This window comes from Agrobacterium sp. CMT1 (genome assembly GCF_037203725.1).
Classification (GTDB): Bacteria; Pseudomonadota; Alphaproteobacteria; order Rhizobiales; family Rhizobiaceae; genus Agrobacterium; species Agrobacterium pusense.
Genome location: NZ_JBBCAR010000003.1, coordinates 449455 through 464863, shown reverse-complemented (window position 1 = coordinate 464863; position 15409 = coordinate 449455). Strand labels below are relative to the sequence as shown.

Annotated in this window: 13 protein-coding genes; 2 read left to right on the top strand and 11 right to left on the bottom strand. The window is 60.1% G+C overall.

Annotation, left to right across the window (positions count from 1 at the left end; all coding sequences use genetic code 11):
- Positions 1 to 23: 23 nt before the first annotated feature.
- From lpxC to WA845_RS07180, 5 genes are all read right to left on the bottom strand, one after another.
- Positions 24 to 983 carry a UDP-3-O-acyl-N-acetylglucosamine deacetylase gene (gene lpxC / locus WA845_RS07200; protein WP_004442781.1) on the bottom strand — a complete coding sequence of 320 codons (960 nt, stop codon included), beginning with the start codon at positions 981 to 983 and terminating at the stop codon, positions 24 to 26.
- Between the two features lie 271 nt (positions 984 to 1254).
- Complete coding sequence (ftsZ, locus tag WA845_RS07195; RefSeq protein WP_004442782.1) at positions 1255 to 3009, bottom strand: cell division protein FtsZ; 1755 nt, start codon at positions 3007 to 3009, stop codon at positions 1255 to 1257.
- Positions 3010 to 3100: 91 nt separating this feature from the next.
- Positions 3101 to 4432 (bottom strand): cell division protein FtsA, encoded by a 1332-nt coding sequence (gene ftsA / locus WA845_RS07190; RefSeq protein WP_004442783.1) that lies wholly within the window; start codon positions 4430 to 4432, stop codon positions 3101 to 3103.
- Entirely contained in the window at positions 4429 to 5361 is a 933-nt protein-coding gene (locus WA845_RS07185) for a cell division protein FtsQ/DivIB (protein ID WP_162719139.1), read from the bottom strand. The genes ftsA and WA845_RS07185 overlap by 4 nt, the downstream gene beginning before the upstream one ends.
- Entirely contained in the window at positions 5349 to 6275 is a 927-nt protein-coding gene (locus WA845_RS07180; RefSeq protein WP_112553903.1) for a D-alanine--D-alanine ligase, read from the bottom strand. The genes WA845_RS07185 and WA845_RS07180 overlap by 13 nt, the downstream gene beginning before the upstream one ends.
- Before the next feature lie 236 nt (positions 6276 to 6511).
- On the opposite strand from WA845_RS07180, the gene WA845_RS07175 reads away from it, so the two are divergent.
- Positions 6512 to 6640: a hypothetical protein gene (locus WA845_RS07175; protein ID WP_333899972.1), complete on the top strand. Its 129-nt coding sequence runs from the start codon at positions 6512 to 6514 to the stop codon at positions 6638 to 6640.
- 175 nt (positions 6641 to 6815) lie between these two features.
- Complete coding sequence (locus WA845_RS07170; protein WP_004442787.1) at positions 6816 to 8120, top strand: MFS transporter; 1305 nt, start codon at positions 6816 to 6818, stop codon at positions 8118 to 8120.
- Positions 8121 to 8209: 89 nt separating this feature from the next.
- On the opposite strand, the gene murB is transcribed toward WA845_RS07170, so the two are convergent.
- From murB to mraY, 6 genes are read right to left on the bottom strand one after another with little or no spacing between them, the layout of a single operon-like run.
- Positions 8210 to 9175 carry a UDP-N-acetylmuramate dehydrogenase gene (gene murB, locus WA845_RS07165; RefSeq protein ID WP_004442789.1) on the bottom strand — a complete coding sequence of 322 codons (966 nt, stop codon included), beginning with the start codon at positions 9173 to 9175 and terminating at the stop codon, positions 8210 to 8212.
- Entirely contained in the window at positions 9172 to 10587 is a 1416-nt protein-coding gene (gene murC, locus WA845_RS07160; RefSeq protein WP_004442790.1) for a UDP-N-acetylmuramate--L-alanine ligase, read from the bottom strand. The genes murB and murC overlap by 4 nt, the downstream gene beginning before the upstream one ends.
- Positions 10584 to 11720, bottom strand: a complete 1137-nt coding sequence (gene murG / locus WA845_RS07155) for an undecaprenyldiphospho-muramoylpentapeptide beta-N-acetylglucosaminyltransferase (RefSeq protein ID WP_112553905.1) — start codon at positions 11718 to 11720, stop codon at positions 10584 to 10586. The genes murC and murG overlap by 4 nt, the downstream gene beginning before the upstream one ends.
- 6 nt (positions 11721 to 11726) lie before the next feature.
- Positions 11727 to 12881 (bottom strand): putative lipid II flippase FtsW, encoded by a 1155-nt coding sequence (gene ftsW, locus WA845_RS07150; protein ID WP_004442795.1) that lies wholly within the window; start codon positions 12879 to 12881, stop codon positions 11727 to 11729.
- A 5-nt stretch (positions 12882 to 12886) separates the two neighbouring features.
- Positions 12887 to 14296, bottom strand: coding sequence for a UDP-N-acetylmuramoyl-L-alanine--D-glutamate ligase (gene murD, locus WA845_RS07145; RefSeq protein WP_112553907.1), 1410 nt, complete (start codon positions 14294 to 14296; stop codon positions 12887 to 12889).
- A 3-nt stretch (positions 14297 to 14299) separates the two neighbouring features.
- The gene (gene mraY / locus WA845_RS07140) at positions 14300 to 15400 is read right to left on the bottom strand and encodes a phospho-N-acetylmuramoyl-pentapeptide-transferase (RefSeq protein WP_003522196.1); all 1101 of its coding nucleotides are present in this window, start codon (positions 15398 to 15400) and stop codon (positions 14300 to 14302) included.
- Positions 15401 to 15409 lie beyond the last annotated feature (9 nt).

Genomic DNA, 15409 nt, shown 5'->3' with positions numbered 1-15409 from the left:
CAATTGATAGCCTTCAAAAGACCTTACGCGGACCAGGGCGCGAATTCGGGCATATTGACGGCCACAAATTCGCGGGCGCGCACCATCTGGTTGCGTGCGGCCGGAGCCTCTACGATCTCGTAAGCCGTACGGTCGCTCAGCAGGGCCTTCAGCGCATTGGCATTGACCTTGTGACCACCGCGATAAGAACGGTAGCAACCGATGAACTGAGCGCCCGCAAGTGCCAGGTCGCCCACCGCGTCAAGCGTCTTGTGGCGGACGAACTCGTCCTTGGCGTAACGCAGGCCTTCCATGTTGATGACGCTGTTGTCGTCGGAAATGACAACCGAATTCTCAAGCGAGGAGCCCAGTGCATAACCGGCGGCCCAAAGGCGCTCGACATCACGCATAAAGCCGAAAGTACGGGCACGCGACAGTTCGTTCTTGAACGTCTCTGCCGTCAGGTCACCCTTCCAGGACTGCTTGCCGATCAGCGGCGTGTCGAAATCGATGTCGACCTCGAAGCGCGTACCGTCATAGGGACGGAACTCCGCCCAGGACGCACCCGAATCGATACGCACCGGCTTGGTGACCCTGATATAGCGGCGCTTCACGCCAAGGTTCTTGATGCCGACCGATTCGATCGCTTCAATGAAGGGAGCAGAGCTGCCATCCATGATCGGCGCTTCCGGACCGTCTACCTCGACGACAAGGTTGTCGAGGCCCATGGCGTAGATGGCGGCCATGACATGCTCGATCGTCGCTACTGACTGGGAAAGCGAACGGCCAAGCACGGTGCACAGATCGGTATTGCCGACATTGGCAGACACTGCCTTAAGCTCGGTGACGCTGCCATTGTCATGGAGGCGATGGAAGACGATGCCCGTTCCAGCTTCTGCGGGCTGGAACGTCATCGAGACCGGATTGCCGGAATGCACGCCAATGCCTTTAAGCTGAACGGCATGTGCGATAGTTGTCTGAAATCCGAGCAGTCCGATAGTCATTAGTGTATGCCTTTTTTGCAAACCGCGCCGCTTGGGGCCAGCGCCGTTCAAGTTTTCAAGCCGGGTTTTAACGACCGGCGAAGTCAGTCTGTTCCTTTACCCAGCCTCATACATACGCACATGTACGTGCCACGACAAATCACTGTTCGTTTCGGATTGTTACATGCGTAAGTAGCTGATAACGCTAATTAATTTAGTGTTAATGACGTAAAATAAACAAAACGCCCGGATCGTCGGATCCGGGCGTTTCGAGAGGCTAATGGAATCGCCCTCAGTTGGACTGGCGGCGCAGGAAGGCCGGGATTTCCAGCTGGTCATCATCGTGGTGGCTGGACGATGCAGGCGTTGCACGGCCGTGATCGTCGAGCTGGCCGCGACGGGGTGCGTAGAGGCTTGCTTCCGGCGAAAGCGGTGCGCGGCGCTGCGGCGCCATGCTCGGCGCATCCATCATGTCGGAAGGAACTTCTTCTTCTTCGCGGCGACCAAGCGAGTTGGTTATGCGCTTCAGAAGACCCATCGGGCCACGCTCTTCCTGGGCAGCAGGAGCGGCATGGGTGCGGTGGTCCAGCTCGGCCTTCACGACCGGCGGGAAGTCTTCGACCTTCGGCATGCGAACCGGCTCAGGCTGGCGGGCAACCGGTGCAGGTTCCTGATAGACGGGAGCCTGCGGCTGCTGCATGCGCGGTGCCGGAGCAGCATGCTGTTCCGGAGCGTGATAGACCGGTGCCGGAGCAACCGGAGCCGGAGCGGCCTGCTGAACCGGCTGGGCCGGACGGAGCGCCGCCGGTGCTTCAGCCGGAGAGGATGCGAACAGCTTGCTCTGCGGACGGAAGTCCTGGGCCGGCTGCTGATGTGCGGCAAAACCGAGTTCACGTTCCATTTCGGCCTCAGCCGAACGGATGGTCTGGGCGATCGGGTCTACGGCCTTCGGTGCCTGCGAAACTGCAGCAGGCTGTACTGCGGCCGGAGCGGGAGCAACGGCCGCGGAAGGACGGATAAGCGGCTTTGCAGCGGCGGCTGCGGCGCGCATTTCGGCAACGTTCTGTTCGCCGACGCCTGCAACGCGGTCAATGCCGGTTGCAACGACGGAGACGCGGATGAGGCCCTCAAGCGCTTCATCGAAGGTTGCGCCGAGGATGATGTTCGCATCCGGATCAACTTCTTCGCGAATACGGGTCGCAGCTTCGTCGACTTCGAACAGGGTGAGGTCGCGACCGCCGGTGATGGAGATCAAGAGGCCCTGTGCACCCTTCATCGAGGTTTCGTCGAGCAGCGGGTTGGCGATCGCCGCTTCCGCAGCCTGCATTGCGCGGCCCGGACCGGAAGCCTCGCCGGTGCCCATCATCGCGCGGCCCATTTCGCGCATGACCGAACGGACGTCGGCGAAGTCGAGGTTGATGAGACCTTCCTTCACCATCAGGTCGGTAATGCAGGCAACGCCGGAATAGAGAACCTGGTCGGCCATGGCGAAGGCGTCCGCAAAGGTCGTCTTGTCATTGGCAATACGGAAGAGGTTCTGGTTCGGAATGACGATCAGAGTATCGACGGACTTCTGCAGTTCCTCGATGCCCTGTTCGGCAAGACGCATGCGGCGGCCGCCTTCGAAGTGGAAAGGCTTGGTGACGACGCCAACCGTCAGGATGCCCTTGTTGCGCGCAGCCTGCGCGACAACAGGAGCAGCACCGGTGCCGGTGCCGCCGCCCATGCCGGCGGTGACGAAGCACATGTGGGTGCCGTTCAGATGGTCGATGATCTCGTCGATGCATTCTTCAGCGGCAGCGCGCCCGACTTCCGGCTGGGAACCGGCGCCGAGACCTTCAGTGACGTTGACGCCGAGCTGAATGACCCGATCTGCCTTCGTCATGGTCAGCGCCTGGGCATCCGTGTTGGCGACAACGAAGTCGACGCCCTGGAGGCCAGCCGTGATCATGTTGTTGACAGCGTTACCACCACCGCCACCGACACCGAAGACGGTGATGCGTGGCTTCAGCTCTGTGATATCAGGCTTCTGCAGCTGTATCGTCATTTTAACATTCCTTCTTTCTCTGGCCGCATCGCCCCGCTGGCCGATTCTTGAAACTCAACTCTGAAACCTCCGGCTTGCGCCCCGAGGCTACTCAAAAACTCTCTTTCAGCCATTGCCCCACCCGGGCTATCCGGCCGCTACCGTTACCAAACGGCGAGAACATTCCGCCTTGCGCCGCATGAATTTCGATGTCCGCCACCTGCGGATAGATCATCAGTCCGCAGGCGGTTGAAAATGCCGGGCCCTTTGCCGCGACCGGAAGACCAGCCACGCCCATGGGGCGGCCGATGCGAACGTTGCGGGCAAGAATGCGCCGCGCCGTTTCCGGCAGCCCCGTCAGCTGGCTTGCACCGCCGGTCAGGACGACGCGCTTGCCGACGATGGGGCTGAAGCCGGACTTCTGGATACGATCACGAATCAATTCCAGCGTCTCTTCGATACGCGCCCGCACGATGCGGGTAACCAATGCTCTTGAAACTTGCGATGGTTGATCGCGATCATCTTCGCCAATCGGCGGGATCGAAATCATGTCGCGCTCATCCGCGCCATTCAGCAAAGCCGAACCATGCACCACCTTCAGTCTCTCCGCATCTTCGATTCGTGTCGAGAGGCCTCGTGCAAGATCTGTCGTAACGTGATGGCCGCCAAGGCCGATCGCGTCCGTATGGATGAGCCGGCCCTCGGCAAAAACCGAGATCGTCGTCGTGCCGCCGCCCATGTCGATGGCGGCGCAGCCGAGTTCGACTTCATCGTCCACCAGTGCTGCTAGACCGCTGGCATAGGGCGTCGCGACCATGCCCTCGACGGACAGATGCGCGCGGTTGACGCAAAGTTCGAGGTTCTTCAGCGCCGTGCGTTCGACAGTCACCACATGCATGTCAACGCCGAGAAGATCGCCGTACATCGACAGCGGATCGCGGATACCACGCTCGCCATCCAGCGAATAGCCCGTCGGCAGCGAATGCAGGATCGCCCGGTCCTGACGCATGGACTGCTGGCTTGCCGCCACCAGAACCTTGCGCAGATCGCTTGCTTCCACTTCCTGCCCGCCGAGATCGATGCTCGCGGTGTAGATATCGCTTGCTAGTCTTCCTGCCGAAACATTGACGATCAGGCTGTCGACGGTCAGGCCCGCCATGCGCTCAGCCGCATCGACTGAAAGACGAATGACGCCTTCCAGCGCGTCGAGGTCAGCAATCACGCCAGACTTCACGCCGCGCGAACGCTGGTGGCCGATGCCGATGATTTCGACCTTGTGGGTGCGGCCAGGCAGGATTTCGCTTTCCTGACGGGGCGTCAGCCGGCCGATCATGCACACGACCTTGGTCGAGCCGATGTCGAGCACCGAAACGATGTGGCTGCGTTTGGAAGAAAGCGGCTTCAGACGAGGCAGACCGAAATGGGAAGAACCGAAAAAGCTCATGTGTTCTTCTCCGCTTTCTTGAGAGCCTTGGTGCGCGCATCGACGGCAGCCTGGCGGCGTTCGGCGGCACCTTCGGTCAGCTGGATCGTTGTACGGTCGGACAGGCGCAGGTCCACGGCAGCGACATCGCGCGACAGAACTTTCTCTTCCAGATCGAGCCGCGCGAGCAATTGCAGCGCCTGCGGCAGGTTTTCTTCTGGCAGCTTGACGACGATGCCGTTGTCGAGATGCAGGTCCCAGCGGCGGCCGGCGATACGCACGTAGGCTCGGACGCGGCTGCGGATTTCCGGCCAGTCAGCCAGCTGCTCGACGAAACCGGCAGCACCGGTTTCCGCGTCGCGGCCGACGAAAAGCGGCAGCGAGGCAAACTTGTTGTCACGCAGCGGCGCGATGACACTGCCGCTCTTTTCGATCAGCGACAGCTCCGAGCCGTGCTGCCAGATGCCAAAAGCCTCACGCTCCTTCAGACGAACCTCGACCGTCTTCGGATAGATCTTGCGGATATCGACATCCTCAACCCAGGGAAGCTGCACCAGCTTGCGGCGCGCGGCGTCGATGTCGAGCGCGATCAGGGACGTGCTGCCATCGAGACCGAGAAGCTGGAAGACATCGATTTCGGAGGTCTGCAGGTTGCCGGAGACCTTCACGTCCTCAACGGCGAAACCGGCCGCGGAGGTCGTTGCCTGCGTGACGATATTCGTATGGCCGCCGAGTGACATGCCATAAAGCCCGGTCGCCGCATAAAAGGCGACGGCCGCAATCGTACCGGTATGGGCGGGAATGTGGATACGTCCGGTCGCAAGGCTGACGCCGAAACGCACGACGCGACGCAGCGGACGCGGCAACACCATGCGATCGTCGGCACTGGCCGCCGCCGCGAATTGCTCGCGCTTTCTTGCCGTCGACTTTTTGCCGATCACCGCAAACACGAAGCGTCCTCCACCATCCAGCTGACAAGGTTACCAAAGGAGCGGCCAGCATGGGCCGCCATTTCAGGCACCAGGGAGGTCGGCGTCATGCCCGGCTGCGTATTCACTTCAAGCCAGATAACTTCGCCATCTTCTGAGAAACGGTCGTCGTAACGAAAGTCTGAACGGCTTACGCCACGGCACCCGATCGCCCGATGCGCCATAACCGCCAGTGTTTGAATTTTTTGGTAAATTTTCGGTGAAATTTCTGCGGGAATGACATGTTTCGAGCCACCAGCAGCGTATTTCGCATCGTAATCATAGAAATTGTGACCGAGCGGCACCACTTCGGTGACGCCCAGCGCCTCGCCGTCGAGCACCCCGCAGGTCAGTTCGCGGCCATGGATATAACGCTCGACCATGACATGGTCGCCGTATTTCCATTCAGAGGACGTGAGTATCTGCGGCGGGTGCGACTGGTCTTCCTTGACGATAACGACGCCGAAGCTCGAGCCTTCGCGCACCGGCTTCACCACATAAGGCGGCGCCAGCGGATGTTCGCTGGTGAAATCGAAGCGGTTCATGACTCGCTCGGCGGCGACAGGAATGCCGGCAGCAGCAGCAACCTTCTTGGCCTGCGCCTTGTCCATGGCAAGCGCCGAGGCGAGCACGCCGGAATGGGTATAGGGAATGGCGAGATATTCGAGGATGCCCTGAATGGTGCCGTCTTCGCCGAAGGGCCCATGCAGCGCGTTGAAAGCGATGTCCGGGCGCAGCGCATCAAGCACGGCGGCGACATCGCGGCCGACATCGACACGGGTGACCTTGTAGCCCTCGCCTTCCAGAGCCTGCGCGCAAGCGTTGCCCGACGACAGGCTGACCGGCCGCTCCGACGAAAATCCACCCATAAGAACAGCTACGTGCTTGCCGCTCATCGATACCTCTGACACCAACTCTCCGTTACGGACCACGCTCCTAACCGACCGGATTTCACGAACGGTGATTCTGGCACATGACCCTTGAGACCAGTTAAACGCCATTAAGGTTAATGAATCGTTTACTTTCGTTAACCGCCGCGCCCAACATGCCGAGTTTGTTAAAGAATCAGCATTGATCCGAATTCCCTCCTTGGAATCAGAGAGTTGCGCGGAATGCAACATGCAGGTTTTCAATGATCGGAAATAAAACGACGCCGGCGCGTCTGCTGCTGCGCGACAAAGGCAAGGCCGAAACGTTAACAGACAGCATTATTCCCCAGGCAAATTATCTGCGGTTTCAGGGTTTTAAAACCGCGGCCTGAATCAGTCTCTCAATCGACAAACATTCTCCGAGGCCGTGACCACACGTGTCGCCCTGATGGATCACATTATCTGCATTATTTCTTTTTTAGCATTCCATAAGAACAAAAATTGCGTTAACGCAGATGTCGCCTCCCAAGGCATGACATTGCAATCATCCAAAATGGAACCAATACCATGACCGACGCGATATCTCCGGTATCGCCGACCGCTGACAATTCGAACGCTGTAAAGACAAATTCGCCTGCACGAGTTCTCACTGCCAGTCTGGTCGGTACGACCATCGAGTTTTTCGATTTCTACGTTTATGCCACGGCCGCAGTGCTCGTGTTCCCGACATTGTTCTTCCCGAACAATGATCCGATGACGGCGCTTCTGGCGTCCTTCGCAACCTTCTCCATCGCCTTTTTCGCCCGCCCCCTCGGCGCCGTGGTCTTCGGCCACTATGGCGACCGCGTTGGCCGCAAGACGACGCTTGTCGCGGCGCTGCTGACCATGGGTGTCTCGACGGTCGTGATCGGCCTGCTGCCGTCCTATGAGACGGCCGGCGTTCTGGCGCCGCTGCTGCTCGCACTTTGCCGCTTCGGCCAGGGCTTCGGTCTTGGTGGCGAATGGGGCGGTGCCGTCCTGCTCGCGACGGAAAACGCCCCTCCCGGCAAGCGCAGCTGGTACGGCATGTTCCCGCAGCTTGGCGCACCCGTCGGCCTGTTCCTCTCGTCAGGCGTGTTCTGGATCCTGCTGCACTTCATGTCGCAGGAAGCGCTTCTCAGCTGGGGCTGGCGCATTCCCTTCGTCGCCTCGATCATCCTGATCGCTGTCGGCATGTGGGTTCGCCTGTCGATCACCGAAACGCCCGACTTCCAGAAGGCCATCGAAAAGGAAGAACGTGTGGCCGTGCCGGTTGCGGAACTGTTCCGCAACCACAAGCGCAGCCTCGTGCTCGGCACCTTTGTGGCGCTCGCCACCTTCGTGCTCTTCTACATCGGCACGGCCTATCTGCTGTCCTACAACGTCAAGGTCCTGAAAATTCCGTTCCTCGACGCGCTGGAAGTGCAGATCCTCGGCTCCGTCGTTTTCGGTATCTTCATTCCGATCGCCGGCAAGCTTGCGGAAAAATTCGGTCGCCGCGAAATTTTGATCCTGACGACAGTGCTGATCGGCCTGTTCTCCTTCCTGCTGCCCGGCCTGATGACCGGCAGCGAAGGCTCGATCTTCGTCTTCGCGGCTCTCGCGATGATGCTGATGGGCATGACCTACGGCCTGATCGGAACGGCGCTCGCCGCCCCCTTCCCGACCCGCGTCCGCTATACCGGCTCTTCGATCACCTTCAACATGGCCGGCATCTTCGGCGCGTCGCTGGCGCCTTACATCGCCACATGGCTGCAGGTGAACTACGGCATGGGCTATGTCGGCTATTACCTCTGCGTATCCGCGCTCATCACGCTCGCCTGCATTCTTCTGTCCCGCAAGGACGAAGTCTGAGTCCATAGATACCGACAGTAACAAAAAGCCCGCGAAACGAGAGTTTCGCGGGCTTTAATGTGTTTACATCTTAGCAAGGCCGACTGGCATCAAGCCCCCAGAAAAGGCTCCACTTCACGACCGGGCATGAACAGCCCGAGCCGCTTGATTTCCCATTCCAGCCGGATGCCCGATTTGTCAAACACGCGCTTGCGGATGGTCTCGCCTAGATATTCCAGATCGTAACCGGTCGCATGGCCGGTATTGATCATGAAATTGCAATGCAGTGATGACATCTGCGCGCCGCCGATCACAAGACCACGACCGCCCGCCTCATCGATAAGCTCCCATGCGGAATGACCTTCGGGGTTCTTGAAGGTCGAGCCGCCGGTCTGTTCGCGGATTGGCTGCACGGTTTCGCGGTGATGACGCACCGCATCCATATCGGCGCGGATTTTCGCCTTGTCCTCGGGATAGCCCTCGAAGAGCGCACCGGTGAAGATCAGGCCTGCGTCGGCGCCGGAATGGCGATAGCTGTAGCCCATATCGGCATTGGAAAGCACATGCTGGTTGCCCTGACGGTCGACCGCATAGACTTCCACGACACGTTCACGCGTCTCGCCGCCGTTTGCGCCCGCATTCATGCGCAGCGCTCCGCCGATGGAGCCCGGAATACCGTAATAGAAGTGGAAGCCGCCAATGCCATTATCCATGGCCATGGCTGCAATATGCTTGTCCGGGCAGATCGCGCCCGCCTTGATGCGGTTTTCACCGGCAAGCTCCACCTGACCGAAGCCCTTGGCGGACAGGCGCACGACCACGCCCGGAATACCGCCGTCACGCACCAGAAGGTTCGAGCCGACGCCAACCACGGTCAGCGGCACATCTTCCGGCAGAATTTTCAGGAAGGCAATCAGATCATCCGTATCGTGCGGCTGGAACATCACCTCCGCAAGACCGCCGGCTCTGAACCACGTCACGCGGTCCATAGGCGCATCCGGTGTCAGACGTCCCCGCAATTCCTTTACCCCGTCGCCGAGCCTCCCCAGCAATTTAACCCCATCGACCTGTCTCATTCAGACTTTCCTGATATGCTCTTCAATTCCGAAGGCAGCGACGCTGCCCATTGCGTGATATTCCCAGCCCCCAAGAGAACCACGAAATCACCCGGATTCGCAATGGCTGCGACCTGTGACGCAAGGTCCTCCCGCTTTTCGAGGAAACGCGCGTCACGGTGGCCAGCGGCCTTGATGGCCGAAACCAGCGCTTCGGAGCTTGCGCCTTCGATGGGATCTTCGCCCGCTGCATAAACCGGAGCAAGAAGAATCGTATCGGCATCGTTGAAACAATGCGCGAAATCATCAAACAGGCTCGAAAGACGGCTGTAGCGGTGGGGCTGGTGCACGGCGATGATGCGGCCCTTGCAGGCTTCCCGCGCCGCCTTCAGCACGGCCTTGATCTCGACCGGGTGGTGACCGTAATCGTCAAAAACCTGCACCCCGTTGGCTTCGCCCGTCAGCGTGAAACGTCGCTTGACACCACCGAAGGAGGCAAGCCCCTTCTTGATGTCGGCTTCCGAGATGCCGAGACGATTGGCAACCGCGATTGCCGCTGTCGCATTCGAAACGTTATGGCGGCCGGGCATCGGCAGGACGAGGTCCTTGAAAGAGAAAATCTTGCCGGTGCGGCGACGGCGGATTTCCACGTCGAAGACCGAGCGCGTACCGTCGATGCGGACATTCGAAAACCGCACGTCGGCCTGCGGGTTCTCGCCATATGTGATGACCTTGCGGTCTTCGATGCGGCCAACCAATGCCTGCACTTCGGGATGATCGAGGCACATGACGCCGAAACCATAGAAAGGCACGTTCTCGACGAACTGACGGAATGCGGCGCGTACGGCGTCGAAATTGCCGTAATGGTCGAGATGTTCCGGATCGATATTGGTGATGACGGCGACGTCAGCCGGCAGCTTCAGGAAAGTGCCGTCGGACTCGTCGGCCTCCACCACCATCCACTCACCCTCACCCATGCGGGCATTGGTGCCATAGGCATTGATGATGCCGCCATTGATGACGGTCGGGTCGAGATTGCCGGCTTCCAGGAGCGTGGCGACCATGGAGGTCGTCGTCGTTTTGCCGTGCGTGCCGCCGATGGCGATGGCGTTACGGAAGCGCATCAGCTCGGCCAGCATTTCCGCGCGGCGCACGATCGGCAGGTGCTTTTCCCGCGCGGCGACGAGCTCCGGATTGTTCTTCTTGATCGCGGTCGAAACGACGACGACCTCTGCATCGCCGATATTGTCAGCCGTGTGGCCCACAAAAACCTCGATGCCCTTGTCACGCAGACGCTGCACATTGGCGCTGTCGGCCTGGTCCGATCCCTGCACCCGGTGGCCGAGATTGTGAAGCACTTCGGCAATGCCGCTCATGCCGATCCCGCCTATGCCGATGAAATGCACAAGGCCTATGGCTTTCGGCATCTTCATGCCCCAACTCCTTCAATATTCTTCTTGAATTCCTGTACGGACCGGCCGGAGGCAATCGCCTCCACCAGATCGGCCAGCACATCCGCCGCGTGCGGTTTGCCGGTTGCCTTCGCCGCCGCCGCCGTTGCGGAAAGCCGCTCGGGTTCGGCAAGCGCCGAGGACAGCAGGCCGGAGAGCTTCTGCGGCGAGAGCTCCGCCTGCTTGATGACGCTTGCCCCACCCGCCGCCGAAAGCGCAGCCGCGTTCGCCGCCTGATCATGATCCAGCGCATGCGGATAAGGCACGAGGATCGACGGACGGCCGATCACCGAAAGCTCCGATACCGTCGAAGCGCCCGAGCGGCTGATGACCAGATCGGCCTCGCCGATACGCGACGCCATATCGCCGAAGAAAGGCGAAACATCCGCCTTCACGCCGAGCTTCTGGTAGGACGCGATGACGCTGTCCTTGTCTTCCGGCCGCGCCTGCTGGGTGACGACGATGCGCTTGCGCTGCTCGTCTTTCAGGAGGCAGATTGCGGCGGGTACCGCGCTCGAGAAAAACTGTGCGCCCTGGCTGCCGCCAAAGACGACGAGCCGGAAAGGCTCGCCTGTCTGCGAGGCGGTGTAGGGTATTTCAGAGGCGGCCAGCACCGCTGGGCGCACCGGATTGCCGGTCGCGACGGTCTTCTCGGAATATTGACCATTGGCGGGCGGCAGGAAGCCGCCGGCAATTGCCTTTACCCGCCCGGCAAGTGCCTTGTTGGCGCGGCCCATCACGGCGTTCTGTTCGTGAATGATCGACGGCACTCCAAGCCCGGTGGAGGCCAGCAGCGGCGGCACGGTGGGATAACCGCCGAAACCGACAACCGCGACCGGCTTCAGTTTTGCGACCAGCCGACGCGCCGCGCGCAGGCCAACCCAGAGCTTCCAGAGCGAACCCGCCACGGAAATTGGGTTTTTGGAGCCGATGGTGGCAGACGGAACCACATGAATTTCATCTGCCGGAAACTTGCCCGCATAACGCTCGGCGCGGCTGTCGGTGACGAGATGCACCTGATAACCGCGTGCCTTCAGCGTATGCGCCAGCGCTTCTGCCGGAAACACATGGCCGCCGGTTCCACCGGCGGCAAGAAGAACAATACCCTTGCTCATGATCGTTTACTCCGCGGGAACGCCGGAACCAACGCGGAAGAAACTCCGCTCCTGCGCCCGCTTTTCAGGTCTGTGGCGTGTCAATGCCAGAAGGAAACCGGCGGTCACGCATATCGCCATCATTGACGAACCACCATAGGAAATCAGCGGCAAGGTCATGCCCTTGGCAGGCATCAGTTCCAGATTGACGCCGATATTGATCATCGACTGCATGCCGATCTGCAGCACAAGGCCAGCCACGGCGAAGCGGCAGAAATCGTCCTTTTCCTTGAAGGCGTGCGACAGGCCGCGCAGCACGATGAAGGCGAAGATTGCGACGAGGAACATGCAGAAAACGATGCCGAATTCTTCCGCAGCCACCGAAAAGATGAAGTCGGTATGGCTATCGGGAATGATGCGCTTGACGATACCTTCGCCCGGCCCGCGACCGAACCAGTCGCCGCGAATGATCGCTTCGCGTGCGGTATCAACCTGGAACGTATCACCCTCACCCGTCCAGAACCGGTCGATACGGCCGGCCACGTGCGGCAGCATGAGGTAGGCGGAGATGATGCCGCCGACGCCGAGACCACCGAGCATGATGATCCAGAACCACGGCACACCTGCCATGAAGAACATGCCGCCCCAGACAACGGAGGTCAGAATGGTCTGGCCGAAGTCAGGCTGGGCGATGAGAAGTGCGGCCACGATTCCGAAGGTGATGATCGCAAAGAGATTGCCCGGAATTTCCGGATGGCGCGCCCGCTCTGCAAAAAGCCATGCGCAGACGATGACGAAAGCCGGCTTCATGAATTCCGACGGCTGGATCGAGAAAGTGCCGATGGAAATCCACCGCCGCGCGCCCTTCACCTCGATGCCGAAGAACAGTGCAAAGATCATCATCAGCAGCGAGGCGATCAGCATGATGACCGCCACGCGGCGCACCTGGCGCGGCGACAGGAAGGACAAGCCGACCATGATCGCCAGCGATGGCACCATGAACATGGCCTGACGCTCAACGAAAAAGAAGCTGTTGAGGCCGATACGCTCGGCAACGGCCGGCGACGCCGCGAAGGACAGCATCAGGCCGATGCCCATCAGCGCGATGAATGCCGCCAGAAAGAAACGGTCGATGGTCCAGAACCATTCCGCGACCGGACCGCGATCAACTCGGCTTACCATGGCCTTCAGCCCCCTTTTCCAGAGTGAACGAGCATCGTCATGCCATCGAGCGCCGCGACCTGCGCGACAAACGAATCACCTCTGACTTCAAAGTTCTTATATTGATCGAAGCTTGCGCAAGCCGGGGACAACATCACGATATTGCCGGGCGTCGCGTCTTTTTCCGCATCCGCCGCCGCATGCTGCACGGCCTTGTCCAGGGTGCCGGATATTTCATAGGGCACCGCTTCACCGAGCGTCGCTGCAAATTCCGCCGCCGCCTCGCCGATCAGATAGGCTTTTGCAATGCGCGGGAAAAGCGGTGAAAGGCTGGTAATCCCGCCGGCCTTCGGCAGACCGCCGGCAATCCAGTAAATGCGGTCAAAGCTCGAAAGCGCAGGTGCCGCCGCATCTGCATTGGTGGCCTTGCTGTCATTGACGAAGGTGACATTGCCGCGTCGGCCAACCGGCTGCATGCGATGCTTGAGGCCGGGGAAGGATTTGAGACCTGCACGAACTTCATCCTCGGAAACACCGACTGCGAGGCAGGCCGCAATTGCCGCCGCCGCATTTTGCGCATTGTGGCTGCCGCGAAGCGTCTGGATACCATCGAGATCAACCAGTAACGACGAAGTTCCCCCATGCGCCCGCAGGATGCGGCTGCCCTCGGCATAAAGACCTTCGGAAACGACATTGCGCTTGGAAATGCGCTCAACCCTGACGCCGGCACGCTCAACGCGATCGGCAATCAGCGTCGAGTAGCTGTCGTCGACACCGACAATCGCCGTGCCGCTGCCAGCAACAAGCCGTTCCTTGACGTCGGCATAGTGCTGCATCGTGCCATGCCGGTCGAGATGATCGGGAGTGAGGTTGAGAAGAATGCCGGCAGTCGGATTGATCGTGGGTGCCAGGTCAATCTGGTAGGATGAGCACTCAACAACGTAGAAGCGCTGCGCCTTAGGCGGATCGAGGCTCAGTACCGCCGTACCGATATTGCCGCCAAGCTGCGTATCGCGACCAGCCGATTTCAGAATATGTGCGATCAGCGCCGTGGTGGTCGACTTGCCGTTGGTCCCGGTAATCGCAATGAAGGGGCAATCCGGCGCGTGGGCACGACGTTCTCGGACAAAGAGCTCGATATCGCCGATGATCTCGACGCCGGAGGCTTTCGCCAGATCGACGGACCAGTGCGGCTTCGGATGCGTCAGCGGCACGCCCGGTGCCAGCACGAAGGAGGAGAAACTCGACCAGTCAATCGTCCGAAGATCCGCCGTCTTGATGCCCTCGGCCTCGGCCTTTGCGACGCTGTCGGGATTATCATCGAAAGCCACGACGTCGGCACCGCCGGCGACCAGCGCCCGGGCCGTGACAAGACCCGAACCGCCGAGCCCGAAAAGAGCGACTTTCTTACCCTTAAACGACGTGACCGGGATCATCGCTCACCTCAGCTTCAGGGTAGCGAGGCCAAGCAGCGCGAGGCCAACGGAAATGATCCAGAAACGGATGACCACCTGGCTTTCCGTCCAGCCCTTTTTCTCGAAATGGTGATGGATCGGCGCCATCAGGAAGACGCGCCTGCCGGTGCGCTTGAACCAGAAGACCTGGATGATGACCGACAGGGTTTCCATGACGAAGAGGCCGCCGACGATGACCATGACGATCTCGTGCTTGGTGGCGACTGCGATGGAGCCGATCAGGCCACCCAGCGCGAGCGAACCCGTATCGCCCATGAAGATGGCCGCGGGCGGCGCATTAAACCACAGAAAACCGAGGCCGGCACCGATAACGGCGCCGACAATAACGGCGAGTTCACCCGTTCCGGGCACGAAATTGATCTGCAGGTAATTGGCAAAAACGGCGTTACCGGCGAGATAGGCGATCACACCGAAAGTGGCGGCCGCGATCATGACCGGCACGATGGCGAGACCGTCGAGACCGTCGGTCAGGTTCACCGCATTCCCCGCGCCGACGATGACGAAAGCACCGAACAGCACGAAGAAATAACCGAGATTGATCACAAATTCCTTGAAGAAGGGAAAAGCGATGGAGCTGCCGAGCGTGCCGCCATGCGGTGCCGAGGCAAGCGCCATCTTCATCATGAAAAACACGGCAATCGCCGCGATCAGGAATTCGATGCCGAGACGAGCCTTGCCGGAAAAACCCTTGTCGCTCTGTTTCGTCACTTTCAGATAATCGTCATAGAAGCCGATGGCTCCGAAACCAAGCGTCACCATTAGAACGGCGACGACATAGACATTCGACAGGTCGCCCCAGAGCAGCGAACCGCCGAGAATGCCGGCGAGGATCATCAAGCCGCCCATGGTCGGGGTGCCGGCCTTCTTGAAATGCGTCTGCGGTCCATCGGCGCGGATCGGCTGGCCTTTGCCCTGGCGCACGCGCAGCGAATTGATGATGGCCGGTCCAAACAGGAAGACGATCAACGCAGAGGTGAACATCGCCGCCCCCGCCCGGAAGGTGATGTACCGGAACAGGTTGAAGATTTGAATTTTATCCGACAGTTCGACGAGCCAGATCAGCATAATTGCCCT